At 62.7% G+C, this 22932-nt stretch carries 25 protein-coding genes; 10 read left to right on the top strand and 15 right to left on the bottom strand.

The features are described 5' to 3' along the window. Nucleotides 1-14 precede the first annotated feature (14 nt). Nucleotides 15-1412: a cryptochrome/photolyase family protein gene (locus tag AC6I6L_RS19230; RefSeq protein WP_497919387.1), complete on the top strand. Its 1398-nt coding sequence runs from the start codon at nt 15-17 to the stop codon at nt 1410-1412. A gap of 11 nt (nt 1413-1423) precedes the next feature. On the opposite strand, the gene AC6I6L_RS19235 is transcribed toward AC6I6L_RS19230, so the two are convergent. From AC6I6L_RS19235 to trmB, 6 genes are all read right to left on the bottom strand, one after another. Further along, the gene (locus AC6I6L_RS19235; RefSeq protein ID WP_497919388.1) at nt 1424-2506 is read right to left on the bottom strand and encodes a Gfo/Idh/MocA family protein; all 1083 of its coding nucleotides are present in this window, start codon (nt 2504-2506) and stop codon (nt 1424-1426) included. Nucleotides 2507-2806: 300 nt separating this feature from the next. After that, nucleotides 2807-3994 carry an ABC transporter ATP-binding protein gene (locus AC6I6L_RS19240; protein WP_497919389.1) on the bottom strand — a complete coding sequence of 396 codons (1188 nt, stop codon included), beginning with the start codon at nt 3992-3994 and terminating at the stop codon, nt 2807-2809. A gap of 4 nt (nt 3995-3998) precedes the next feature. Beyond that, nucleotides 3999-5057 carry a carbohydrate ABC transporter permease gene (locus tag AC6I6L_RS19245; RefSeq protein ID WP_497919390.1) on the bottom strand — a complete coding sequence of 353 codons (1059 nt, stop codon included), beginning with the start codon at nt 5055-5057 and terminating at the stop codon, nt 3999-4001. After that, the gene (locus AC6I6L_RS19250; protein WP_497919391.1) at nt 5057-6100 is read right to left on the bottom strand and encodes a carbohydrate ABC transporter permease; all 1044 of its coding nucleotides are present in this window, start codon (nt 6098-6100) and stop codon (nt 5057-5059) included. The genes AC6I6L_RS19245 and AC6I6L_RS19250 overlap by 1 nt, the downstream gene beginning before the upstream one ends. After that, entirely contained in the window at nt 6090-7556 is a 1467-nt protein-coding gene (locus tag AC6I6L_RS19255) for an extracellular solute-binding protein (protein WP_497919392.1), read from the bottom strand. The genes AC6I6L_RS19250 and AC6I6L_RS19255 overlap by 11 nt, the downstream gene beginning before the upstream one ends. Nucleotides 7557-7792: 236 nt before the next feature. Next, complete coding sequence (trmB, locus tag AC6I6L_RS19260; protein ID WP_497919393.1) at nt 7793-8857, bottom strand: HTH-type sugar sensing transcriptional regulator TrmB; 1065 nt, start codon at nt 8855-8857, stop codon at nt 7793-7795. Between the two features lie 305 nt (nt 8858-9162). On the opposite strand from trmB, the gene AC6I6L_RS19265 reads away from it, so the two are divergent. Both AC6I6L_RS19265 and AC6I6L_RS19270 read left to right on the top strand, forming a co-directional pair. Further along, nucleotides 9163-10149 (top strand): mechanosensitive ion channel family protein, encoded by a 987-nt coding sequence (locus tag AC6I6L_RS19265; protein ID WP_497919394.1) that lies wholly within the window; start codon nt 9163-9165, stop codon nt 10147-10149. A 146-nt stretch (nt 10150-10295) separates the two neighbouring features. Beyond that, entirely contained in the window at nt 10296-10736 is a 441-nt protein-coding gene (locus AC6I6L_RS19270; RefSeq protein ID WP_497919395.1) for a universal stress protein, read from the top strand. 90 nt (nt 10737-10826) lie between these two features. Here AC6I6L_RS19270 and AC6I6L_RS19275 read toward each other — a convergent pair whose 3' ends face one another. Continuing rightward, on the bottom strand, nt 10827-11237 hold the full coding sequence (locus AC6I6L_RS19275) for a universal stress protein (RefSeq protein WP_497919396.1): 411 nt from the start codon (nt 11235-11237) through the stop codon (nt 10827-10829). A 259-nt stretch (nt 11238-11496) separates the two neighbouring features. Here AC6I6L_RS19275 and AC6I6L_RS19280 point away from each other — a divergent pair, with 259 nt between their 5' ends. Then, nucleotides 11497-11736 (top strand): DUF5816 domain-containing protein, encoded by a 240-nt coding sequence (locus AC6I6L_RS19280; protein ID WP_497919397.1) that lies wholly within the window; start codon nt 11497-11499, stop codon nt 11734-11736. 259 nt (nt 11737-11995) lie between these two features. Then, entirely contained in the window at nt 11996-12301 is a 306-nt protein-coding gene (locus AC6I6L_RS19285; protein ID WP_497919414.1) for a DUF7116 family protein, read from the top strand. A 48-nt stretch (nt 12302-12349) separates the two neighbouring features. Here AC6I6L_RS19285 and AC6I6L_RS19290 read toward each other — a convergent pair whose 3' ends face one another. Further along, nucleotides 12350-13552 (bottom strand): pyridoxal-phosphate-dependent aminotransferase family protein, encoded by a 1203-nt coding sequence (locus AC6I6L_RS19290; RefSeq protein WP_497919398.1) that lies wholly within the window; start codon nt 13550-13552, stop codon nt 12350-12352. A gap of 320 nt (nt 13553-13872) precedes the next feature. Here AC6I6L_RS19290 and AC6I6L_RS19295 point away from each other — a divergent pair, with 320 nt between their 5' ends. Beyond that, nucleotides 13873-14073, top strand: a complete 201-nt coding sequence (locus AC6I6L_RS19295) for a dodecin (RefSeq protein WP_497919399.1) — start codon at nt 13873-13875, stop codon at nt 14071-14073. 260 nt (nt 14074-14333) lie between these two features. Here the strand turns inward: AC6I6L_RS19295 and AC6I6L_RS19300 are convergent, their stop codons facing one another. The 7 genes from AC6I6L_RS19300 to AC6I6L_RS19330 all read right to left on the bottom strand — a co-directional run bounded on the left by AC6I6L_RS19300 (nt 14334) and on the right by AC6I6L_RS19330 (nt 19629). Beyond that, nucleotides 14334-14708 carry a HesB/IscA family protein gene (locus AC6I6L_RS19300; RefSeq protein WP_497919400.1) on the bottom strand — a complete coding sequence of 125 codons (375 nt, stop codon included), beginning with the start codon at nt 14706-14708 and terminating at the stop codon, nt 14334-14336. Between the two features lie 198 nt (nt 14709-14906). After that, complete coding sequence (locus AC6I6L_RS19305; RefSeq protein WP_497919401.1) at nt 14907-15122, bottom strand: hypothetical protein; 216 nt, start codon at nt 15120-15122, stop codon at nt 14907-14909. Nucleotides 15123-15293: 171 nt separating this feature from the next. Continuing rightward, nucleotides 15294-16598 carry a histidinol dehydrogenase gene (hisD, locus tag AC6I6L_RS19310; RefSeq protein WP_497919402.1) on the bottom strand — a complete coding sequence of 435 codons (1305 nt, stop codon included), beginning with the start codon at nt 16596-16598 and terminating at the stop codon, nt 15294-15296. Between the two features lie 50 nt (nt 16599-16648). After that, complete coding sequence (locus AC6I6L_RS19315; RefSeq protein WP_497919403.1) at nt 16649-16870, bottom strand: hypothetical protein; 222 nt, start codon at nt 16868-16870, stop codon at nt 16649-16651. Nucleotides 16871-17008: 138 nt separating this feature from the next. Then, on the bottom strand, nt 17009-17857 hold the full coding sequence (locus tag AC6I6L_RS19320) for an ABC transporter permease (RefSeq protein WP_497919404.1): 849 nt from the start codon (nt 17855-17857) through the stop codon (nt 17009-17011). Continuing rightward, a complete protein-coding gene (locus tag AC6I6L_RS19325) occupies nt 17854-19038 on the bottom strand; it encodes an ABC transporter ATP-binding protein (protein WP_497919405.1) in 1185 nt (394 codons plus the stop codon). The genes AC6I6L_RS19320 and AC6I6L_RS19325 overlap by 4 nt, the downstream gene beginning before the upstream one ends. A 108-nt stretch (nt 19039-19146) precedes the next feature. After that, a complete protein-coding gene (locus AC6I6L_RS19330) occupies nt 19147-19629 on the bottom strand; it encodes a winged helix-turn-helix transcriptional regulator (RefSeq protein WP_497919406.1) in 483 nt (160 codons plus the stop codon). 128 nt (nt 19630-19757) lie between these two features. Here AC6I6L_RS19330 and AC6I6L_RS19335 point away from each other — a divergent pair, with 128 nt between their 5' ends. From AC6I6L_RS19335 to AC6I6L_RS19350, 4 genes are all read left to right on the top strand, one after another. Further along, nucleotides 19758-20387 carry an NAD(P)-dependent oxidoreductase gene (locus AC6I6L_RS19335; protein ID WP_497919407.1) on the top strand — a complete coding sequence of 210 codons (630 nt, stop codon included), beginning with the start codon at nt 19758-19760 and terminating at the stop codon, nt 20385-20387. A 163-nt stretch (nt 20388-20550) separates the two neighbouring features. After that, nucleotides 20551-21186 (top strand): metal-dependent hydrolase, encoded by a 636-nt coding sequence (locus AC6I6L_RS19340; RefSeq protein ID WP_497919408.1) that lies wholly within the window; start codon nt 20551-20553, stop codon nt 21184-21186. Nucleotides 21187-21365: 179 nt separating this feature from the next. Next, nucleotides 21366-22052 carry a DUF7546 family protein gene (locus AC6I6L_RS19345; protein WP_497919409.1) on the top strand — a complete coding sequence of 229 codons (687 nt, stop codon included), beginning with the start codon at nt 21366-21368 and terminating at the stop codon, nt 22050-22052. Nucleotides 22053-22202: 150 nt separating this feature from the next. Continuing rightward, nucleotides 22203-22376: a cupredoxin domain-containing protein gene (locus tag AC6I6L_RS19350; protein ID WP_497919410.1), complete on the top strand. Its 174-nt coding sequence runs from the start codon at nt 22203-22205 to the stop codon at nt 22374-22376. The last annotated feature ends 556 nt before the right edge of the window (nt 22377-22932 follow it).

Genomic DNA, 22932 nt, shown 5'->3' on the forward strand with positions numbered 1-22932 from the left:
CGTCTTCCTCAGATATGATCCTCTACTGGCATCGGCGCGACCTGCGGGGGCGAGACAATCGCGGACTCGACCGGGCCAGCGCAGACGACCGGGTCGTCCCGTGTTTCGTCTTCGATCCAACGATCCTCGAGCACGCGTCCCCGATCCGCGTGTCGTGTTTGCTCGAGGCACTGACCGGACTTCGGGGGTGGTATCGCGATCGAGGAAGCGATCTCGTCGTCGCTTGTGGCGACGCCAGTGCCGTGGTCCCCGATCTGGCGGCCGAGTACGACGCTTCACGGGTCGTCTGGAACGAGGATTACAGCGGCCTCGCTCGGGAACGCGATCGAGCCGTCACCGCAGCGCTCGAAGACGACGGGGTCGATGTCGAAACGGTTCACGACGCGATTCACCACGAACCGGGAACGATCACGCCGAATCAGGGCGATCACTACTCGGTGTTTTCGTACTTCTGGAAGAAGTGGCGAGACCGCGAGAAGGCCGACCCGATCGACCCACCTGAAGAGTCGGCGCTGGTCGACGTCTCCGGGACCGCGTTGCCGTCGCTCGCGGACCTTGGCTTCGACGAACCGAAGGCGAACCCGCCGACGGTCACACAGCAACGAGCGCGCGAGCGCGTCGCCGAGTTCTGTTCGGGACCGATCTACCGGTACGCCGACGAGCGCGACTATCCCGCTGCCGGCGGGACGTCCCAGCTGTCGGTCCACTTCAAGTACGGAACGATCGGTCCGCGGGCGGTCTATGCGGCGACAGAACGGGCCGCGAGTCGCGCCGAGTCGTCGGAGGAGCGATCGAGCGTCCAATCGTTCCAGCGCCAGCTCGCCTGGCGGGAGTTTTACGCGCACGTCCTCGCGTACAACCCCGAGATCGTCGCCGAGAACTACAGCGGCTACGAGGCCGAGATTCCGTGGCGCAACGATCCCGACGAACTCGCCGCCTGGAAAGCCGGTGAGACCGGCTACCCGATCGTCGATGCGGGGATGCGCCAGCTTCGGGAGGATGGCTGGGTGCACAACCGGGTTCGGATGATCGTCGCCTCGTTCCTGACGAAGGATCTGCTGATCGACTGGCGGGACGGCTACGACTGGTACCGAACACGACTGGCCGACCACGACACGGCGAACGACGTCGGCGGCTGGCAGTGGGCCGCCTCGACCGGGATGGACGCCCAGCCGTATTTCAGGGTTTTCAACCCGATGAAACAGGGTCGGGATTACGATCCTGACGCCGAGTACATCAAAACGTACGTGCCGGAACTCGCTGACGCCACGCCCGACGAGATTCACGACTGGACCGACCACAGCGACGCCGAGCGCGAGCGAATCGCCCCCGACTATTCGGCACCGATCGTCGACCACGCCGACCGTCGGGAGGCGGCGATCGAGGCCTTCGAGACGGCGCGTGGCGAGTGATCTGTAGACAGCTAGTCGTAATCGAACGAGACCGTCCGTTCCCTGTCGCTCGATCGGTAGATCGCGTCGACGACCTGCTGGACCTTCAATGCCCGCTCGATGCTGTTGTTGGTCGTCTCGTCGCCGCGACCGCCGGTGGCGATCGTCTCGAAGAACGCCCGCTGTTCGTCCGTGTGGGTGTCGTTCTGGGTGGTCTCGATCGTCGTGTCTTCCAAGTGGTCGGGACCGATCTTGCTCGCGGAGTGAAAGGAGAGGTCACCGTCGAGCAGATCGAACGTGGCGGCGGCCTCGGTTCCTCGGACGATAAACTCGTGGTTCGAGGGGCGGTTGGTCGCCCACGCGACTTCGAGCGAGATCGTTCGATTCTCCGCACAGCGGACGAATGCGCTCGCCGAGTCGTCGACATCGAACCCCCCAGGACCCGCGTCTTCGGCCCACATATCCAGGTAGGCGTACTCCTCGCGGGAGCCGAATTCGCCTCTCGTCACCCCGTTGACTTCGAGCGCGTCGGGGTAACCCAGCAAATAGAGGGCGAGGTCGATCGCGTGAACCCCGAGGTCGATGAGCGCACCCCCGCCGGCGATCTCCCGTCTGGTGAACCAGGAGCCGCGACCGGGAATACCCCGTCGCCGGACGTAGTTCGCCTCGATGTGTGAGACCTTGCCGAGGTCGCCTCGTTCGATCCGGTTTTTGACGATCCGAACCGTGTTCGCGAACCGGTTGTTGAAACCGACCATACAGAACCCCCCAGAGTCCCGTGCCGCGTCGGCGATTCGTTCGGCGCTTTCGAGAGAGTGGGCGAGTGGCTTCTCGAGCAAGACGTGTAAGTCTCGCTCGAAGGCGTCGACCGCGTACTCCTCGTGATACATATTCGGCGTCGTGATGATGACGGCGTCGACGATGTCGTACAGATCGGTGTGATCTTCGTAGACGTCGACGTCGTACCGACGGGCGAACTGTTTCCGTGCTTCGGCGGCAACGTCCATGCCGCCGACCAGCGATACGCCGAGATCGAGAACGCGCTCTGCGTGATACTGGCCGATGTTTCCGAGGCCGACGATTCCGGTCCTGATTTCTGATCGATCGGTTGTCATGAGAGGTCTTGGTGGGCGGTGGTGGCTTGAGTACGAGACTGTCGAACCTGCTTGCTCGAACGTTGGCGCTCCATCGTCTTTTGTGCGTTGCCAAGACTCACTCTGTGCGTGCCGACGCGCCCGTCGCACACCGATCGATGACCTACCCGAGAGTGGATCGGGCGATCGGCCGGCACCGAAACGAATCGAACAACGGTCGAACGCGAGCGCCCTCTTGCCAGCGTGCCCGTGTCCGGCCCCTCCCTGACAGCAATCCCGATCGTACCGGTTCGCATCGGTTGATTCGGACGCGACTTCCGCTCAGCTGTCGGCCTCCGTTGGCGTCGTCCCGGGTTCCTGTTCCGATCGATCGGTGAGGCCGTGAATCAGGGACTCGCCGGTTTCGGTATTGAAGAGGTGGATTTTCGATCGGTCGAGGACGACGTCGACATCCTGGTCCGCTTCGATTTCCGTGTCCGGAGTGACGCTCATCAGCAACTGATTCGGCGACGTGGCAGGGTCTTGCTCCATCGACCCCTCGCTGGCCTCGGAGAGCAACAGGTAGATGAATACTTCGTCGCCCATCGGCTCTAAGACGTCGGTCCGGGCGTCGATCGGTGCCGTCGGTGCCGTAAGCGAGTCGGCGTACCGGGTCAAGTGGACGTCCTCCGGCCTGATGCCGAGTGTGACGGCATCGCCAACGGTCGTCCCCGAAAGGCGGGACGGATCGAGGTCGACGGTGAAATTGTTCGTCTCGATGCCCCCCTCGGTGAGCGTTCCTTCGATGAAGTTCATCGAGGGCGAGCCGATGAAGCCTGCGACGAACAGGTTCGTGGGTTCGTTGTAGCAGACCAGCGGCGGGGCGATCTGTTGAAGCTTGCCGTCGTTCAGGACGGCGATCCGGTTCGACATCGTCATCGCCTCGGCCTGGTCGTGGGTGACGTAGATGACCGTCGCGTCTAGCTCCCGGTGGAGCCGCTGGAGCTCCGTCCGCATGTGGACGCGAAGCTTCGCGTCCAGGTTCGCCAGCGGTTCGTCCATCAGGAAGACGTCGGGGTTCCGAACGATCGCACGGGCGATTCCGACGCGTTGTTGTTGCCCGCCGGACATCTCTGCCGGCATCCGATCGAGCATCCCTTCGAGCTGGACGATATCGGCGGCCTGTTCGACGCGACGCCGGACCTCCTCGTCGTCGTACTTTCGAAGCCGAAGGCCGAAGGAGATGTTGTCGAAGACATCCATGTGCGGGAACAACGCGATGTTCTGGAAAACCATCGCGATTCCACGGTCTTTTGGGGCAAGGTCGGTGACGTCGTCGCCGCCGATGTACACTCGACCCTCGGTCGGCTTGGTCAAGCCCGCGACCGTCTCCATCGTCGTCGACTTGCCACAGCCCGAGGGGCCGACGAAGGTAACGAATTCGCCGTCTTTCACCTCGAGGCTGATATCGTCGACTGCCGTTTCCTCTCCGTACCGTTTTGTGACGTTTTCGAGTCGTACTCGTGACATTGTATTACTCCTTGAGCGCGCCTGCAGTCAGTCCGCTGACGATTTTTTCCTGTGCGACCACGACGAGAATCGCGACGGGGATGACGCCGATGATGCTCGCGGCGGCCATGAGGTGGTATAACACCTGATACTGTCCCTGGTACGCGAGGATACCGTCGAGAATCGGTGCCCAGTTTTCGGGCTGGCCGTCCGTCATCAAGAACGAGAAGAAGAACTCGTTGTAGACCGCGATGAACGTCAACACGCCCGCAGTCGCGACACCGGGGGCTGAAAGCGGGATGATGACCCGGAACAGTGCACCCAGCCGGGTCGTCCCCTCGACACGAGCCGCATCCTCGAGTCCGTCCGGAATCTGCCCGTAGAACGTCGTGAGGATGAATATTGCCAGCGGCATGAAGATCGCCGACAGCGGCGTCACCAGTGCGAAGGGAGTGTTGTAGAGCGTCCCGTCGCCGGTGATCGGTCTGAGGATCGCGAACGACGTATTAAAGAGGTCGTTCAGCGGGATAAAGAAGGCTGCTGGCGGGAAGAAAGAGATGATCAACACGAGCAACATGAGCGGCGTTCGACCGGGGAACTCGAGACGGCCGAATGCGTAGCCGGCGAAGCTGGCGATGACGAGAACGACGATCGTCGATGCCAGCGCGATCACGAAGCTGTTGAACATGTATACGTGGAAGGGGATAACCTGGAAGACCTCGATGAACGAGCCCGGATTGAACCCGTTGGGCGTGAAGACGATGTCCTGAAGCTGTCCTTCCGGCGTCAGGGCGACCATCAGCAACCAGTAGAACGGGAACAGCGTCGTGAACAGGAAGAAGATCGCCGCGACGTAGAACATCGCCCGATAGACTCGCTCCGGGTGGGAGATGGACCTGGCGACCCACCGCTGGATCGGGCCGCGGTCGAGTTCCGCCTCGCGGCCGTCTTCGAGGACCGTGCCGCCGTCGGGCCGGTGGAACGTCGGTTCCCGTGACAAGTCGTTCCCGCCGTCGTCGATGCCTCCGGTGTCGTTCGATTCGGCGGCGTTCGCCGAGTCGGTGGTATCTGTTGGATCGGTCATCAGTACATCCCTCCTTCGGTATCGCGGAAGAGCAGTACGTACACGCCGATGATCAGTCCGATCACCAGCGCCGTCGCAAAGGCCACGGCAGCGGCCGTCGCGTAGATGCGCGTTCCGCCGAACATCGCCTCGACGACGAGACAGCTCAACGACGGCACGGTCGTACAGCCGGCGGTCGACTCGATCAGCCCGAAGACGCGCATCGCGTCCATCGTTCGGAATAGCATCGCGACGAGCAGCGCTGGCATGATGAGCGGCAGCGTGATCATCTTGAACCGTTGCCACGGTGACGCTCCGGCGACGCGAGCCACGTCGTACAGACTCCGATCGACGCTCTGGAGTCCGGCGAGGATCAGCAGGGCCATGAACGCCGACGACTTCCAGATGTCCGCCACGAGAATGATGACGAACGCGTCCTGGCTGTTGGCCAGCGGCGTCGCACTGAAGATGCCCAGACTCTGCATGAGATCGGAGCCGAATCCGACCGTCGGCTGGAACATCAGATAGAAAATCATTCCCTGGATGACGATCGGAACTGCCCACGGAAGGATAATCGCGACGCGGACCCAGCGCCGGCCCCTGAAGTCCTGATCGAGCACGTAGGCCTGGCCGAACCCGATTATCGTCTCGAGGACGACGCTGATGACCGCAAAGGCGAGCGTAACGAACAGTGCCTGCTGGAAGAACGGGGTTCCGAGTTCGACGAACGGAAACGACGACGACACTGAGACGTCCAGAAACTGCCGGGCCAGTCGCGCGTTCCCGGTGAGGATGTCGACATAATTTTCGATGCCGACGAACCCACCGAGGGGTTCGATACCCCGCGTCTGGTCCGCCTGCAGTGACATGGCGAACGTCCGTACCAACGGATAGAAGGCGATCAGCGTTAGCAGCGCGAACGCCGGCAGCAACAGCAGGTACGCGTATGCCGCCTCACTCAGGCCCTCCATCCAGTTGACGACGGCGTTGCCAGTCCGTTCCCGGTCCTGACTCCGTCCGGATTCGCCGCCGATCAATCCGTCCGAATCCGTATCAGTTGCCATTTATTTGCACCTCCGCTTCGCTCTGTTCGAGTTCCTCTGCGAGGTCGTTCATCGCCACTTCAGGTGCTTTTATGCCGCGGTACGCCCCGTTGACCTCTTGGGAAATCAGCGACGACTGTTCGGGCCAGAGGTCGGTGGCTGGCCGCGGGATCGCGTTCTCGCTGGCCGACTGGACCACGTCGGCGTAGCGAGCCACGGGCCCGACTTCGTCTGGAGTGGTCTCCGAGACCAGATCGAGATTTGGCGGGAGGAACCCTGCGAGTTCGAAGATCGTAAGCATGACCTCCTCGCTTGCGAACGCTTCGAGGACCTGCAGTGCTTCGTTCTGACGTTCCGAAAACGGGCTCACAGCGAGGTTCCAGCCGCCGAGTGCCGAAGTGGTCCCGCCGGTTCCTTCGTACTCGGCTTCCTGTTCGGTAACTGCGTACGGCCTCGTCATCACGCCGAGGTCTTCGCCGAAGGCGTCCTCCGTTCCCGCCTCTGCGATCGCGTAGGACCAGTTGCGGTTCGAGACGGCTTCACCGCCGGTAAACGGATTCAGGGACTCCTGTTCCGTCCACTGGACGATCGCCGACGGGCTGATCTGGGCGTACCCATCGAGCGTGTTGTCTTCCTCGCCTTCGATGAACGACCGCATCATCCGGATCGCGTCGATAAGCGGGTCCTCGTCGACGGTGATCGGCCGATCACCGGCAATAAATAGGTTATCGGCCCCTCCGAAGTACGCCCCGCCCCAGGACGTCATCACCTCGTTGAACGTACAACAGGACAGCCCCTCGTAGGCAGACGCCTGCGTCGTAAACCCGTAGTTGAGGCCGGCTTGATCCCGCGCATCGTGGACTGCCGCCGCGAACTCCTCCCAGGACGGCGGATCCGTCGCCCAGCCGCTGGTGTCGTATCCGGCGTCTTCGATCAGGTCCTCGCGGTAGAGGGTGAATCCCAGGTCCGGAAACATCGGCAGTGCGTGGAGGTCCCCGGTTTCGGGGTGACGCGCCGTCTCGAGGATTGCCTCGAGGTAGTCGTTGTTGACGCGCTCGAGGACGTCTTCCGAGAGGTTCTCGGTCAGGTTCACCGTCTGGTTCCGAAGAACGAATGGAACGGTCCAGCCGCTGTCCATCAGGTGGATGTCGGGCGGCGAACGCTTCGCTTCGAGCGCCGATTGGGTCGTCTGCATCCGCGATGCGGAGTCGCTGACGACGGTCTGCACTTCGATGCGGATATCCTCATCGAGTCCAGCGTCCCAGAGGGCCTGCTGGATCGAGGGTTGGTCTCCGCTGCTGTGCATGATCCCTGCGACGTCCGAGGCGGCGGTCATCACCACAGTTCCCGTCTGACGCCGCTGGCCGAGGCAACCGGTGACGGCGACTGTCCCCACCGTCGACGCCGATACCGCTTTCACGAACGTTCGACGGGACACCTCGTCACGACCGCCACCTCGTGTGCTGTCTGGTCCCATCCGGCATAGGTCGACACCGCTTGGTAGCTTAATAGGTTTCCTTGCATGAATGCAATTAATGTGAACAGTCGGGAAACCATGCCTGTTTAATCAGGTATTGGGCCGACAGAGATATCACCGTCCGATCGTCTCCGACGGACCACGACCGGTATTCGAAGTCCGTAACCCGACACGGAGGCGTGACCGATCGTCGCCCCGAGTGGACGATCACCGGAGACGAATGACAACAGACCGTCTCAGTCCACGATCGTCGGCGGTTCGTTGCGGCCGATGTGGATCTCGTGGGCTTCGATATCTTCGAGTGCGGCGACGCGGCCCCCGATCGTCACCTCCTCGCCCTCCTCGCTTTGTATCGTAAGGGCGGCGACTTCCTCACTGACCTCGAAGGACACGTCTAGAACGCGACCGCGAACGATTCGCGTGCCGCCGACTTCGACGTCTCGGCCTTCGATCGTCGCGTAGAACTCGCCGCCGTCGTCGATAATGTCTTTGACGCAGCGACGGATTGAGGCGTACCGTCGGGGGTAGGTTCGGTTGCCACCGTCCTCTCCGAGAGATTCCTCGGCCGTGGTCCAGAGGACGGTGCCGAAAAAGCCGGAGACCAGAAAGCCGAGCGCGGAGCGGTTAAAGATGACTCCGTACCGATCCTGGTCGTCGCGAAGCGCGTCCTGCGTCGCGTACACCGAATAGTTTCCGTCGGCAACGGCGACGACCGGGGTAGTGATCCCCCGACGCGCGCGGGCCGTCGTCGCCACGTCGAGGTACTCGAACGACGACGGGTCAGGTGCCTCGGCTGCCGGCGTCACGATCAGATCGATGCTCACGCCGGCATCGACGGCGGCACTGAGTTCGTCCTCGAACCGGGTGAGCAGATCCGGCGTCAGCGAAAGCGAGAGTTCGTATTCCGCATCGTCGATAACTTCCTCCAGATACCGCAGGATCGTCGATCGGGATTTGACGAGCGAGACCGCTTCCGTATCTCGTGCCGGTGCGGTGTAGCGAGCCTCGAGTTCGTCGATCATTTGCTCGAGGGACGTCTGTACGTCGTCGAACGCCTCGGCCGGATCGAGGGCAACGACCTTCATCGGTCGGGATTCGCGCAGTTCGACGAGTCCGCGATCGCTCAGGCTGCGAACGGTGTCGTAGACCCGCGGCTGAGGAATGTCCGTGCGATCTGCAATCTCGCTCGCTGTCAACTGTCCCTGTTCGAGAACGGTGAGATAGGCGTCGATCTCGTACTCACCGAGATTAAACCGATCGCCGACCCGCTCGACCGTCGAACGAAGTTCGTCTGGTGCCATGTCAGTTCAGAGCCTCTCTGGAGATAAATGATTTATTATACTTTGAGTAATACACACTTTCGAAATCAGGTTATATACCAGGACGACCGCCGCACACCGGATAACCGGGTAGAGTGAGCAGCCGCATGCGACGAAATCGACGTGGATGCGGACCGACCCACACTGTGGCTGTAGCCTGCTCTCGCTGTAGCCTGCTCTCTAGGTGCGGCCTGCACTGTTCTTTGGCGGCTGCCTGCACTGTGCTTTGGCTGTGTCGACGGACCACTGGTCAGAACCCTTATTCACTACCGGCTTGAGTTGTTGCTATGCGCGGCGTCGGTCAGTCGAACACGAGCAACGCGGTCGAAGAAATCGGCAGCGTCCTGCCGATCGACGTTCCCGAGTACGTCGTAGCTCCGGTGTTGGCCGCGGTCGTGCTCGTTATCGGGTGGTACCTCTCGAAAGTCGCCGTTCGAGTCACCGGACGGACGGTCGCCCGCCAAATCGAACGACCGAGCGTCACCCGGACCGTCTTACGCGGCGTCAGAGCCTCCGTTCTCCTGATCTCTGTCGGTATTGCAGCGAATATTCTCGGTGTCGGTGGCGTCGAAATCCTCCTGTCGGTGACCGTTATCTCGGCGGTGATCGCGATCGTCCTCGCGCCACTGGTCGGAAGCTTCGTCAACGGCCTGTTCGTGCTCGCCGATCGTCCCTACGAGATCGGTGACATGATCGAAATCATCGACGAGGGCCACGTCGGATTCGTCGAGGACATCACCATCCGGTATACGAAAATTTTCACGCTCCAGAATACGTTCATCGTCATCCCGAACTCCGAAATCCAACAGCGAGACGTCGTCAACTACTCCGCAGAGGACGAACGGACCCGGCTCGCAGTCGAGTTCGAGATCACCTACGAAAGCGACCTCGAGGCCGCGCGCAAGCACGCCGAACGGGCGACGCGATCGGTCGACTCGGTCATCTCCGGCGGTCCCGATATTCGGATCGGCAGCGCGCGCTACGGCGCGGCGCCGGTTTCGGACGTCCTCGAGTACCGCGACGACGGGATCGGGGTTCAGGTTCGGTTCTGGGTCAACCAACCGTACAAACGGACGATCGCCCGATCGGACGTGCAGGCGGCGATCCGCGAGCAGTACGCCGATATCGACGTCGAGTTCGCCTACCCCCATCGCCACCACATCTTCGACGAAACCAGCGGCGTGGCGGCGGTCGCTACCCAGCACGGTCGATCCGAACCGGCCACCGCCGACTCGCCGGTGCAAGCGGGTGACAGCACCGGCGACCACGAGTAACCACGGGCCGGCGATCGCTGCGGCCGATCGCCGATCTCGTCACGCCAGTTGCGCCGACTCCGGACGAGGACGCTGTCGGTTCCCAACTGTGAATCGAGATCGATCGCCACAACTATGATGACTGCGCGATCCGTAGCTCTCGACGGATGTACGACGACATTCTCGTTCCCACCGATGGCAGCGCCACGGTCACCGAAACCCTCACACACGCGTTGCCGATCGCCGCCACCAACGACGCGACGGTCCACGCGCTGTACGTCGTCGACGGTCGAATCACGGCGGCGGCTCCCGGAGAGTCGCGAACCGACCTCGAACGATCGCTGGAGGCGGAGGGGCAAAATGCGATCGCGGCCGTCGAACAGCGAGCGGCAGAGGATGGACTCGACGCCGTCGGCGAACTCCGGAAAGGGACGCCCGCGAAGACGATTCTCGAGTACGCTGCGGAGTCGGGCAGTGACCTGATCGTCATCGGCACTCGCGGGAAGAGCCCGCGGGAGAAGGTGACCTCGCTCGGCAGCGTCTCCGAGCGCGTCGTCGACAACGCGTCCATTCCGGTGTTCGTCGTGCGAGGGGCCGGCGAAGAGTGATACGGTCTGTTGTAATCCGTTCCCGGTGATCGCCCGACCGGGGCGACGATCACCGGGAACACGATACAATGATCCGTACGAGCGAGGCCGCTACGCGACCGACGTTTCGACGGTAATCACGTCGCAATCGAGGTGTTCACGCAGGTACCGATCGATATCGGGATTGTCGGTGAATCGGCGGAACAACCGTCGCAGGCGGCTCGCCTGTCGCGTTCCGATAACCACGGCGTCCGCTTCTTCAGCGGCAACTTCGTCGAGAATGCTCTCCTCGACGAGAAAGCCGGTACGAACGACGTATCGCGTGTTCTCGACGCGCCCGAAGCAGTCTTCGACGGCGTTTTTGAGATCGGTTCTGCGGACTTTCTTCCCGTTTTGATAGAGATCAACGTGTAGGACCGTTAGGGCTGCGTCCCGCTCGCGAGCCACCTCGATCGCTTGCTCGAGCGTTTGACGTGAGTGTTTCGTCAAGGGGTACCGAACGGGAACCACGACCAGCGTCATTACGAAAGCGAACGATTCGCGCGCGGGTAAACGTTTCAGTTATTCCATTTGGACGTGATGATTTACCACATACCACGGGTGAGACAGCCTACCACTCGCAGTTTCGGACTTTACGGAAGTGAGGGGAAGACCTCGCCGTTTACGGACTGATACCGTCAGAGCAACCGGCCGTGATGCGAGAGTCGGTGCCCGTCGGTCGTCCCCGGCGATCGGTTGCCGGAAGGACATCCCTTTATCGCCTGCGACGCTAGCCTCGGCCATGCAAATGCGGACGACCGAGGACGAGCGAACGGTCTACGTGTCCGAAACCGACGGCGACAGGGGTTCAGAAGGCCCCTTTCTGGTCGCCTACGAATCCCGAGACGCGGACCGACGGTACGGCTGGTTCTGTACGAACTGCGAGAGTTTCGACAATGCGATGGACTCGATGGGCCGAATCAAGTGCAATCAATGTGGAAACTTCCGTAAGCCGACGGAGTGGGACGCCGCCCACGAATGACCGATCGCTCGAACGGGCCAGCGGTCGCCGGGAAACCGGTACACCGATCCGTCTCAATCACGTGAATCAGGCAGGTCGTTCTCACCGTTCCTGGTCGGTTTTCCTCCCTCTCGTCCACTTCCTGCCGGAACCGTAGCCGTTCTGTCCTCTGAAGGGCCAAGCGCACGGTCGAACGTGTAACCGACGGGGCAAAATCGTGTCACGTACTAACATTTATGGTGGATGCCCGCGTCTACCTATACGAATGGGTCCTGTTAACATGCGACTCGTCGAGCAGGCCAGGTCGATTTTCGCAGAGTTGGGCTACACCGTCGAAGGCGACGGCCCCGAGTTCCGCGCCGAGCGAGAGTGGAAAGTCGTTCACGTGAATACCGTACTCGAGAACGGTTCGCTTCCGTCCGGGTCCGGGAAGTTCCACTGCTTCGTCGCTCGTCCAAAAGATGCAGACCAACTGGAACAACGGTTGCGAAGCGTGGATCCGAACTACGAGTGGGCAATTATCGTCGCGGACGGAGACGAGTATCAGGTCGAACGCGCCCCGCCGGGACCGCGGGTGTCGGCCTGAGACGGCGGTCAAAAATCCGTCGGTTCTTTTTGTTGCTCACCGGTTTCGCTACTCGCTGAGCGCGCGCCTCGTCGCCGTCACGCCAGCGCCGGGATCGACGTCAGCGCCCATCTTCTCGAGTACGTCTCCGAGTGCAGTCACTACGTAGATCACGTTCTCGGGTCGCGCGGAGTGACCCATACAGCCGATGCGGAAGATCTCGCCGTCGAGATCGCCAAGCCCGCTTGCGACCTCCAGGTCGTAGCGATCGAGCAGTTCCGAACAGACTTCACCGTCGTCGATGCCCTCGGGGACGCGGACCGCGTTCAGACTCGGGAGCCAGTACTGGTCGGGCGCGTTCATCTCGAGACCCATCGCCTCGACGCCGGCTTTCAGTGCCCCGGCGAGGTGCTCGTGGCGGTCCCAGCGGTTTTCGATTCCTTCCTCGGCGACCAGTCGCAGCGCCTCCCGAAGCGCGTAGACGTTCGTGATCGGCGCGGTGTGGTGGTAGGCCCGGTCGTCGCCCCAGTAGCCCTCGAGCAGTGAGAGGTCGAGATACCACGATCGGGGCGCTTCCTCGCGGGAGAGAACTTTGTCCATCGCCGTCTCGGAGAGCGTAAGCGGGCTGGCACCGGGCGGGCAGGAGAGACACTTCTGCGGGCCGGCATAAGCCACGTCGATGTCCCACTCGTCGACGCGCAGTTCGACCCCGCCGATCGCGGTAACGCCGTCGGCGATTACCAGCGCGTCGTGGTCGTGGGCTGCATCGGTCAGCGCGGGCACGTCGGGCTGACGGACGCCCGTACTCGTCTCGGCGTAGATGAACCCGAACACGTCCGGGTCGTATTCCGCGAGTGCGTCCGCGACATCGTCCGGATCGAGGGGCTCACCCCACGGCGCGTCGACTTCGACGACTTCGCCGCCCGCTCGGCGGGCCATCGAGGCCATCCGTCCGCCGAAGTAGCCGTTCGTCGGAACCAGCATCGTGTCGCCGGGTTCGACGACGTTACCGATCGCAGCCTCCATCGCGGCCGAGCCGGTTCCCGAAACCGGAATCGTCCACTGGTTGTCGGTCCGGAACGTGTAGCGAAGCAGTTCCTGGACCTCGTTCATGATCTCGATGAACGACGGATCGAGATGGCCTACGAGCGGCGTACTCATCGCTCGCAGGACGCGGGGGTTGACTTCGCTCGGTCCCGGCCCCATTAGCGTCCGGTCTGGCGGCGTCAGTTCGTCGATTTCGGATACGTCGATCGAGTCATCGGCTGGCATAGCAAGAGGTGTGCGCGGCATCCTCAAAAACCTCAGCATCCCGGAGTGCTGGGCGACGATCGACCCGTTGGTCCCGTACAGTTTCTCAGATCGCCGATGGGATCTGGCAGTCGGGTTGGCTGCAGTCGGGTACTCGCCAGTTCGCGCGCTCGATTCTCGGTTGTACTCACCGGTTCTCCCCGCCCGACTCTCGATTCCGTCCGGCGTTTCGATTCGATCGAATTCGGCGCGAATCTGTCGCGATCGGGCTCAGCTCCCCACTGACGGTTGCTATCACTATGCATACATTGAATACCCGGCGCGGTGTACGGCCAGGGGCAATGGTATTTAAGAAGATCACGCTGATCGGAACGAGCACCGAAAGCTTCGAAGCCGCAGCCGACGAGGCGATCGACAGGGCCGAAGCGACCCTCGAAAACGTTCACTGGATCGAAGTCGACGAGCTAGGGGTCGAAGTGGCAAGCGTCGACGAACGAGAATACCAGGCCGAGGTGACCGTCGCCTTCCAACTCGAGGAGTGACTGCGGTCCGGGGCTAGAACGCCTCGCGAGTTGGCCAGTCGTCTCACACTGCTGTTGGCCCTCCGACTGACGGTTGCTCTGGATGGCCGTTTTCAGGACCGGCAGTTGCGGTTTTCAGGACCGGCAGTTGCGGTTTTCAGGACCGGCAGTTTCCACGATCGACGACCCAGTGTATGGGTACGATCGGTTGCGAGCACTAGCCTGGTCCTGAGCACTACCCGAGTACTCGAATCGAAAACCGTACCCGGTCTTAGAGGTGCTTACGTTCGGAACGATTCGCCACAGCCACACTCGCTGACGACGTTCGGGTTTTCGACGTGGAACCCTTCGGCTTGCAACCCGTCCTCGAAGTCTAAGATGCTGCCTTCGATGTACTTCAGGCTCGCCGGATCGACGAAGACGCGCAACCGGTGGTGCTCGTAGATCGTGTCGTCTTCGTCCGGCGAATCGTCAAAGCGCATCCCGTAGGAGAGACCGGCACAGCCACCCTGCTGGACGAAAAGCCGAAGGCCCGCCTCACCGTCGTCGAGTCCCTCCTTTTCGAGCAGCGATCGAGCCTGTTCGGCGGCATCCTCCGTCACTTCGATTTCGGGGCGCGTCTCCGTTTCCCCGCTGTCCATGCTGTCCGTGCTCATACTCACTCCTACCGGCGCGACGATGTTAACTGTGACGCCGCATGAGGATCTGACAGCGGAGGCAGCTTCGGGAGCGGACCCGCGGGCGTCCGCTCTGTAGTGACTCGACCAGTTCGTAGCGAGTCGATCGACAGACGGCATCCGCTATTCGGCCGCCGAGCGCCGCTTACTCGGCCGAACCCCCTCTCGAACCCGCGCTTACACCCGCGATCGACGCTGGACCGATCGATAGTACGTCCCGAACATTCGCTCGTCGTTTGCCGACAGCGAGACGTCGTTCTCGGCAAGCAACTCGACCATCCGCTCGATTTCACGGTCGTACCAGACCGAAAGCAGTCGAACGTTTCGTTGTGCGTAGTCGTAATTGCGTTCGAGGACGCGTGCGTCGGTCGGATCGACCGTACACGGTTCCATCAGCGTAGTAGTCCGACGTCCAGCTACGTAAAACCAGGCCGTCACTTGCAACCCGTGCTATCCAAATCGAGTGTGAACGCCTTGACTCCCTGAGAAGTGTCGCCGGGAATATATACGGATTTGTGTCCATCGGTACCGCCGATCGGCAGCAATCGATGACACTAATCCGTATCAGGAACTCTCGTCGACTCCGTCGGGCTCGTCGAGTCGCAGTCGGACGCTCTCGGCGTGGGCCTCCAGTCCCTCGGCCGCCGCGAGCGCCGTGACCGTCTCACCGATATCCGCGAGACCCCCCGCGGAGAGGCGCTGGACCGTCGTCGATCGCATGAAGGTCTCGACGGAGAGTCCGCCCGTCACGCGCGCCCCGCCGTTAGTTGGCAGGACGTGGTTAGTGCCGCTGGCGTAGTCGCCCGCGGCGACGGGGGTGTTCGGACCGAGGAAGACGCTACCCGCGCTGTCGATTCGCGCGAGGATCGACTCGTCGTCCTCGGCAACGATCGAGAGGTGTTCCGGAGCGTATTCTTCGGTGAAGAGAATTCCTTCGCTCATCGATCGGGCGAGCAAGACGCCGCTGGCGTCGTTGGCGAGTGCCTCCCGAATCACGTCCTCGCGCTCGCGTTCGCTCGCCTGTTCGTCGGCGGCCGCGGCGACGGCGTCTGCGGTCGCGTCGTCGTCGGTGACGGCCACGACCGAGGCGTTCGGATCGTGTTCGGCCTGGGCGACTAGCTCCGCGGCGACGAGTGCCGGCTCGGCTGTCTCGTCTGCGATCACGACGACTTCGCTCGGGCCGGCCAGAAAGTCGATCTCGGCGTCGCCGCGAACCTCGGCTTTGGCCGCGGTGACCCATTTGTTCCCTGGCCCGACGATCTTCTGGACACGGGTGACCGTTTCGGTGCCGTAGGCGAGGCCGGCGATCGCCTGTGCGCCGCCGACGCTGTAGACCGCGTCGGCCCCGGCGGCGTGGATCGCCGCGAGCGTCACCGGGTTTTGCTCGTCCGCGGGTGGCGTCACGACGGAGACGTGGTCGACACCGGCAACGACCGCCGGGACGATGCCCATGATCGCACTCGAGGGATACGCCGCCGAACCGCCGGGGACGTAGACGCCGACGCGATCGAGCGGCCGGAATCGTCGCCCCAGTTCTCGCCCGTCGGAAAACTCCTCGCGCCAGTCTTCCGGGAGTTGTGCTTCGTGAAACGCCCGGACGTTGTCGGCGGCGGACTCGATCGCCTCCCGCAGGTTCGGGTCGATCTCGCCGTACGCGCGCTCGCACACGTCCGTGATGTCGATGTTTCCGAGTTCGACGCCGTCGAACTCGCTGGTGAACTCGCGGACGGCGACGTCACCTTCTTCGCGAACTCGATCGACGATCCCGCGAACGTCATCTCTGACCGCCTCGATACCAGCATCACGCTCGAAAAACGCGGCGCGATCGCCGGGACCGAGATCGGCGATCGACTGTACGTCGATTGTCATACCCGGACGTTCGCAGCGGCCGCGAAAAACCGTTTCCGTCTTCGGCCGTCTCACCGTTCGGTGTTCTCGACGGTCCAGATACCGACCGCGTCGAGGGTCGCCCTGACGAACAGGTAGACCAGCAAGCAGAAACCGACGACCGCGATCGGCGCTTGCAACAGCTCTGCGGTTTCGCGGCCGAGGAGCAGTTGGCTGAACCCGCGGACGAAGAAGCTCCCGACGACGAGTGCGAACGCGACGATCGCGAGTTTGACGAAGCCCGATCGATCCATAGCTGGAGATACGGCGACGATCGCTAAATCGTGTGTGGTCTCGTCGGGAGCGTGTGATTTCGGCGGGAGAGTGTGGTTTCGGGGGGTAAGTGTGATTTCGGCGGGAAAGTGTCGTCCGTGCAAATCGGTACCGGTTCGTTACCGAACGTCCGCACTCGCCGCGCGACCGATCGCCGCGACCGCGACGGCTCCGAAGACGATCGCCAGGGCACACAGGATGGTGATCGCCGGCACCAGCGTGTCCCACATCCCACCGAACCGGCTCACCTCGACGACGGTCATGGTGTCCTCCCCGAGCATCACCGCCCGCGTCGCGTCGACGCCGTAGGTAATCGGATTGTACGCCGCGACCGTCCGGATCCAACCGGGTAACGCCGACAGCGGGAGGAACGCACTGGAGACGAACAGCAGGGGCAACTGGAGCAGGTTCGCGCCGATGATCGTCGACTCCTCGTCGCGGGTGACCACTGCGAGCACGTTCGAGAACGCGGTGAACCAGACCGAAAACAGGACGCAGATGGCGACGATTCCGACCGCGCCGGGAAGGCCGGTCGCGATTTCGGCACCGAGGGCGACGCCGAGACCGAGCACGATGACGACCTGGACCACGATGCGGACGACCTCGGCCAGCGTCTTGCCCAGAAAGACGGCGGTCCGGTTCATCGGGCTGACCAGCGTCTTCTCGAACATCCCGTTCTCGATGTCGTTGACCAGCCCGATCCCCGAGGTCGCGGCCGCGACCAGGGCGACCTGAATGACGATCGCGGGCACGAGATACGTCTCGTAGCTGATTCCCTCGAGTGCGGCCGTCGCGACCCCGCCGAACACCTGCGTGAACAGGACGAGGAAGATGATCGGCTGGACCAGCGAAACCACGAGCACGAACGGATTCCGGACGGACTTGATCGTCCACCGGACGAACGTCACCCAGACGTCGCTCGCGAAGCCGCCGCCCGCGCGATCGATCGTCGCACCTGGTGTGCTCATCGGTCTCCCCCGGTAGGAGGGCCCTGCTCGTCTGACTCGATCGATTCATGAGGCTGGTCGGAACCGTCGTTGCCGGACTCGTCGGCACCACCGTCACCGATCGCCGGAGATTCGGTGACCTGTGCCGCCCCGTCCCGTTCGGTTGGTTCGGACCGACCGTCGCCTCGATCGGTGTCTACGGGCAGACTGTCATCACGGTCGGTATCCGCGGCTCGATCCGTCCCCCGATCGCCGGTGACGGCGAGGAAGACGTCGTCTAGTGTCGGGGCACGGACGTCGAACCCCAGGACATCGATCCCGTTGTCCCGAAGTGTAACGAGGAGATCAGTCCCCTTGCTGCGGGCATCGCGTGCGGTCACTGCCAGTCCCGCGGTCGTCGGTTCGTCGATCGGATCGACGGTCGCTCCTGCTGCGAAGAGTCCATCCCTGCGAGCGATCTCGATCGCCCGGCGTTGCTGGTCCGGATCCGCCAGTTGAACGTCGAGGATCTCGCCGCCGACGCGGCGTTTGAGGGCCTCGGGCGTGCCGTCAGCCACGACGGTCCCGTTCTGGATCACGGAGAGGCGATCGCAGAGCTGGTCGGCCTCCTCCAGGTACTGCGTCGTCAGGAAGACGGTCGTTCCCTCGTCGTTGATCCGCCGGAAGTACTCCCAGAGTCGGTTTCGGGCGGCAGGGTCGAGACCCGTCGTCGGCTCGTCGAGGAAGACCAGCGGCGGCCGGTGGACGAGCGCCGTCGCCGCGTCGAGACGCTTTTTCATTCCGCCGGAGAAGTCGTCGGCCTCCTTGTCCGCAACGTCAGTGAGATCGACGAGTTCGAGCAACTCTGCGATACGATCGGCCCGCCCCGATCGGGGAACGCCGTAGGCGTCACAGGCGTATCGCAGGTTCTCTCTGGCCGTGAGTTCCGGATCGATGCTCGTCTCCTGGGCCATGTAGCCCACCGTCGCGCGCACGTTTCGCGGCGTTTCGATCGCGTCGAAGCCGTTTATTGTCACCGTCCCCGCCGTCGGACGCAACAGGGTGACGAGCGTCTTGATCATCGTCGTCTTCCCCGCCCCGTTCGGCCCTAAAAATCCGAAGAACTCGCCGCGCTCGACGAGCAGGTCGACGCCGCGGACCGCCTCCGTCCCGTCGGCGTACGTCACCCTCACGTTGCGCGCCTCGATCGCGTAGTCAGTCACGGAGGTACTACGACATCGACGCGGTTAAACCGGCGAGTTCGAGGAAACGGTGGAACTTCGAAGTTCGAACTATTGTGAAATAAGCTCCGAACGGCTTTGCAACCTCTTTTACTCGTCGATCGGCTCGAGGTCGTACTCGACGGCCCAGACGTGTAAGTGACCGAACGCGGGAAACAGTGCGCGGGCCTTCTCGGTCGGTTCGTACTCGACTCGCGGCGGGACCTCGTCGTACGATTCTCGCTGGAGTAGCCCCGCCGAAACGAGTTCGTCGAGTCGTACCGTCAGCGTGTTCGCCGGAATCTCGAGTCGGCGTTCGACCTCCGAGAACCGGAGCGGTCCGTCCGCGAACGCGAACGTCGAGAGAACGGCGATCGCGTGGGCCTTGCCGAACAGGCCGAGCAGGTCCGCAACCGTCTCTTCGACCCGTTCTCGCTCTGCCGGGTCCAGACGATCGCGGAGTTCTCGGGCGTTGTCCGCTCCCAGAGAGCGGAGGCCGCGGGACGGCACGTCGTCGGGCGGCGTGGCGTTACCTGGGTGGTCGTCGCTCGCTCGATCCGTTCCGGGGGGCGTGTCGTCGGTACGCTCGTCCATATCGGGTTGACGACCTCGAGTTTCTAATACTTCGTGTTGGTAACCACTGTATCGAACCATACCTTACACCCGCTGCTTCGAAACTTCGAAGTTACGAGCTTAAGACTTCATCTCTCTAAGTATAGGATATGCAACTCGCAGTCTTCGGTGCGACCGGTCGGACCGGTATCCCGCTCTGTCGCCAGGCGATCGATCGCGGCCACACCGTTATCGCGCACACGCGCTCGCCCGCGAAACTACCCTTCGATGCGGACGAACTTACCGTCGTCGAGGGCGACGCTTACACCGGCGAGGGAGTCGCTGAAGCCGTTGCCGGGACCGACGCCGTCGTCTCGGTGCTCGGACAGTCAAGCGGGTCGCCCGACGATCTCCTGACCGGTGCGGGTGCACACATTCTCGACGCGATGAACGATCACGGTGTCGATCGGTTCGTCACCCTCGTCGGCGCTGGCGTCCGCGAAGAGGGCGAATCCGTCTCACTGGGCGGGCGCGTGATGGGCGCGCTGTTGAAACTGCTCGCCCGGTCGGTCCTCGAGGACGCGGCCGCCCACGTCGAGTACGTCAGGGGAACTGACCTCGACTGGACCGTCGTCCGCGCCCCGCGACTGACCGAGGGCGATCCCGAGGGCGAGTACCGCGCCGGTGATATCGATCTCGGTGTCGAATCGATCGATCGAGCGGATGTCGCCCGGTTCATCCTCGACTGTCTCGAAGACGATCGGTTCGTTCGCGATATGCCGAAGGTCGGCGCGGCGTGACCGTCGACCGATTACCGATCGATCGCCGTCACCTCGGTTGCGGTCGGCCACAGCGTCATCTCGAGTGAAGGCGGCGAAATCGTAGACAGGGCGTGCGATTAGCGCGGTTTCCGGTTCGGATAACAGCTCCATAACTATCCCAGCCCCGATACACCTCGCTCGTATGTGGCCATGGGAGCACGCGATCGTCGGCTATCTCGTCTACTCGCTGTTCGCTCGAACCGTCTATCGTGACTCGCCTGGCGGACTCGAGGCGTTCGCCGTCGTCTTCGCTTCGGTCCTGCCGGATCTCATCGACAAGCCCCTCGCCTGGGAGTTCGGCGTCTTCGAGACGGGCTACGCGCTGGGACACTCGATTTTTTTCGCGGTGCCGCTGACGATCGCCGTCGGAATCGTCTCCCGGGAGGCCAGCCGCCCCCGATCAGGTATCGCGTTCGCCGTCGGTTATCTATTGCACCTCCCGTCCGACGTCCTCGACGGCTACCTTCGCGGCGGGGCCACCCACCTCGGCATCGTACTCTGGCCGATCGCACCGATCGACGCCCCGGCCCCCGATCGGCCACCTGGATTCTCTGATACCTTTTTTCGCCTGTTCGGGCAGTATTACGAGGCGATTCTCGCGGGCGATCTCACGACGTACCGCTGGCTCCAGTTCGGCCTCGCCGCGTTCGCCGCCGTTCTCTGGCTGGCCGACGGTGCGCCCGTGCTTCGCGAGATCCTTTTCGGCGTGAAACGGATCGCCGGTGCGGCGTACGACCGTGTGACCGACCCACCCGTGGACGCTCCACGACGAAAATAGGTCGTCGATCTATGGCAGGGGCCGCCGTCGACTCGAATCCGAATCCCCTCCGTGAGACGATGTACAACCGCGAAATACTGTGTGACCGCGAGACGACAGGCTATTTGTGATCGCGCCGCTACGGTCCGGATGATGAGAATTGTCCGGCAGCGGTCGACATCTGTTCGAGGTGTCTGGCGGTGAGTTCGATCGCCACCGTTGGGCGGTGGGTCCCGCGCCCGAGTCCGTTCTCGGCGCTCGTCTGGGCCAGCATCCTGTTGCTCGAAGCGATGCTGATCATCACCTACGTGACGGTCAACAACGCCCACCTCGGGCTCTTTCACGTCTACCCGTTTATCTGGCTGAACGTCAGCGGCTGGGTTCTCTGGCGTCTCGCCCGACCGGACGGAAGTCGACGACAGAAACTCGGTGCGGGTGCGATCGCCACCGCATACTTCATCATCCTCGGCTATTTCGGCGGGCTCTACAGTATCGTCGCCCTTTCCGACCACCCCGAGAGTCACATCCAGCACTTCGAGCAGATGGGTGGACTCGACCTCTCGCTCTCGGTACCACCGGGGTACGGACCCGCCCTGTTCTACGCGGGCCCGGAACTGCAACTTGCGCTCTCGCCGTACCTGCTCGTCGGCTACCTCACCCTCGCCTACCTGGTTTACGTTACCGTCCTGGATGCGGCGTCCGCGGCTTCCGGTGTCCTCGGAATCTTCGCCTGTATTAGCTGTTCGTGGCCGATCCTCGCTTCGATCGCCGGCGGTGCGGGGGCCTCCGGTGCGGTCGCCGCGACCGTCTACGCGCAGGCGTACGAACTGTCGACGATCGCCTTCCTGCTGACCGTCGCGCTGCTGTACTGGCGTCCCTTCGACTGACCGGACTTGGCGGTCCCAGCCGCGTCGTGGTTTTCGTCGCCGGAACTCGGACCAGTCACGACTCGGGGATAATAAACCTCCGACGCTTCAGCGTCGTCGGCACACGACCGCGGTAGCGCCACCACGGTAGTGGACGTATCCCGTCCCATGGTGACGAAGCTACCAGAGTCGATCGATCGACGGTCGGGCGGCGGTGACGAGTTCAACGCGACGCTCTCGAGTGAGGGTGCCACCTTCGAGTGGGAGGCGGACGAACCCGGCACCCAGCCGTACTACTGTTCGCCCCACGCGGGGTTCATGTACGGCGCGATCGAGATCGAGTAGTTTGGAACTCCCCGCCAACCGATGGTTCGCTTTGCTTTCGTATCCGAGTCGTAGCAGTACCGGCTTCGTTCTCGATAGAGCACTCTCTTGACCGTCCTGTTAGGGATTGGTTCGGGGTACGGCCGTTTCGATTCTCGCCAACGAGACCGCATACTGCGAGACTGATCAACGTGGATCAGACGGCTTCCAAGACGACGCCCTTATGTATCGACCCGGCACTCGGTTGTAATGCGAACAACGTGGCGCACGCCGCTACGTCCTTCGGCTGTGTTCCAGCACGGAGGAGAACAGCATATCCGTCCCTCTCGTCAGGTGCACGGATCGATGCGATACCGACGCCGGTTACCCGGCATTTCGAGACGACGCCCTTATATATACAGGGCGTCTCCGTTTAGGTACGCAAAAACCCTCGCCGGATGTGGTTTCCGGCGCGGGATCGATCCGGTGCCCTTATATGTACGAGGGCATTCGGATGTGATGTGTTCGGCGGCGCGATACACTCGCGCCGTCGATCTGGACACCGTCAGTCCGAAGGGGTTATGTACCCCTGATGGCT

This window comes from Halosolutus sp. DAT137, from assembly GCF_059736405.1.

What these genes read in the sequence shown, in the direction of transcription:
- AC6I6L_RS19230 (WP_497919387.1), top strand. Translation starts at nt 15, where the DNA reads ATGATCCTCTACTGGCATCGGCGCGACCTGCGGGGGCGAGACAATCGC.
- AC6I6L_RS19235 (WP_497919388.1), bottom strand. Translation starts at nt 2,506, where the DNA reads ATGACAACCGATCGATCAGAAATCAGGACCGGAATCGTCGGCCTCGGA.
- AC6I6L_RS19240 (WP_497919389.1), bottom strand. Translation starts at nt 3,994, where the DNA reads ATGTCACGAGTACGACTCGAAAACGTCACAAAACGGTACGGAGAGGAA.
- AC6I6L_RS19245 (WP_497919390.1), bottom strand. Translation starts at nt 5,057, where the DNA reads ATGACCGATCCAACAGATACCACCGACTCGGCGAACGCCGCCGAATCG.
- AC6I6L_RS19250 (WP_497919391.1), bottom strand. Translation starts at nt 6,100, where the DNA reads ATGGCAACTGATACGGATTCGGACGGATTGATCGGCGGCGAATCCGGA.
- AC6I6L_RS19255 (WP_497919392.1), bottom strand. Translation starts at nt 7,556, where the DNA reads ATGGGACCAGACAGCACACGAGGTGGCGGTCGTGACGAGGTGTCCCGT.
- trmB (WP_497919393.1), bottom strand. Translation starts at nt 8,857, where the DNA reads ATGGCACCAGACGAACTTCGTTCGACGGTCGAGCGGGTCGGCGATCGG.
- AC6I6L_RS19265 (WP_497919394.1), top strand. Translation starts at nt 9,163, where the DNA reads ATGCGCGGCGTCGGTCAGTCGAACACGAGCAACGCGGTCGAAGAAATC.
- AC6I6L_RS19270 (WP_497919395.1), top strand. Translation starts at nt 10,296, where the DNA reads ATGTACGACGACATTCTCGTTCCCACCGATGGCAGCGCCACGGTCACC.
- AC6I6L_RS19275 (WP_497919396.1), bottom strand. Translation starts at nt 11,237, where the DNA reads ATGACGCTGGTCGTGGTTCCCGTTCGGTACCCCTTGACGAAACACTCA.
- AC6I6L_RS19280 (WP_497919397.1), top strand. Translation starts at nt 11,497, where the DNA reads ATGCAAATGCGGACGACCGAGGACGAGCGAACGGTCTACGTGTCCGAA.
- AC6I6L_RS19285 (WP_497919414.1), top strand. Translation starts at nt 11,996, where the DNA reads ATGCGACTCGTCGAGCAGGCCAGGTCGATTTTCGCAGAGTTGGGCTAC.
- AC6I6L_RS19290 (WP_497919398.1), bottom strand. Translation starts at nt 13,552, where the DNA reads ATGCCAGCCGATGACTCGATCGACGTATCCGAAATCGACGAACTGACG.
- AC6I6L_RS19295 (WP_497919399.1), top strand. Translation starts at nt 13,873, where the DNA reads ATGGTATTTAAGAAGATCACGCTGATCGGAACGAGCACCGAAAGCTTC.
- AC6I6L_RS19300 (WP_497919400.1), bottom strand. Translation starts at nt 14,708, where the DNA reads ATGAGCACGGACAGCATGGACAGCGGGGAAACGGAGACGCGCCCCGAA.
- AC6I6L_RS19305 (WP_497919401.1), bottom strand. Translation starts at nt 15,122, where the DNA reads ATGGAACCGTGTACGGTCGATCCGACCGACGCACGCGTCCTCGAACGC.
- hisD (WP_497919402.1), bottom strand. Translation starts at nt 16,598, where the DNA reads ATGACAATCGACGTACAGTCGATCGCCGATCTCGGTCCCGGCGATCGC.
- AC6I6L_RS19315 (WP_497919403.1), bottom strand. Translation starts at nt 16,870, where the DNA reads ATGGATCGATCGGGCTTCGTCAAACTCGCGATCGTCGCGTTCGCACTC.
- AC6I6L_RS19320 (WP_497919404.1), bottom strand. Translation starts at nt 17,857, where the DNA reads ATGAGCACACCAGGTGCGACGATCGATCGCGCGGGCGGCGGCTTCGCG.
- AC6I6L_RS19330 (WP_497919406.1), bottom strand. Translation starts at nt 19,629, where the DNA reads ATGGACGAGCGTACCGACGACACGCCCCCCGGAACGGATCGAGCGAGC.
- AC6I6L_RS19335 (WP_497919407.1), top strand. Translation starts at nt 19,758, where the DNA reads ATGCAACTCGCAGTCTTCGGTGCGACCGGTCGGACCGGTATCCCGCTC.
- AC6I6L_RS19340 (WP_497919408.1), top strand. Translation starts at nt 20,551, where the DNA reads ATGTGGCCATGGGAGCACGCGATCGTCGGCTATCTCGTCTACTCGCTG.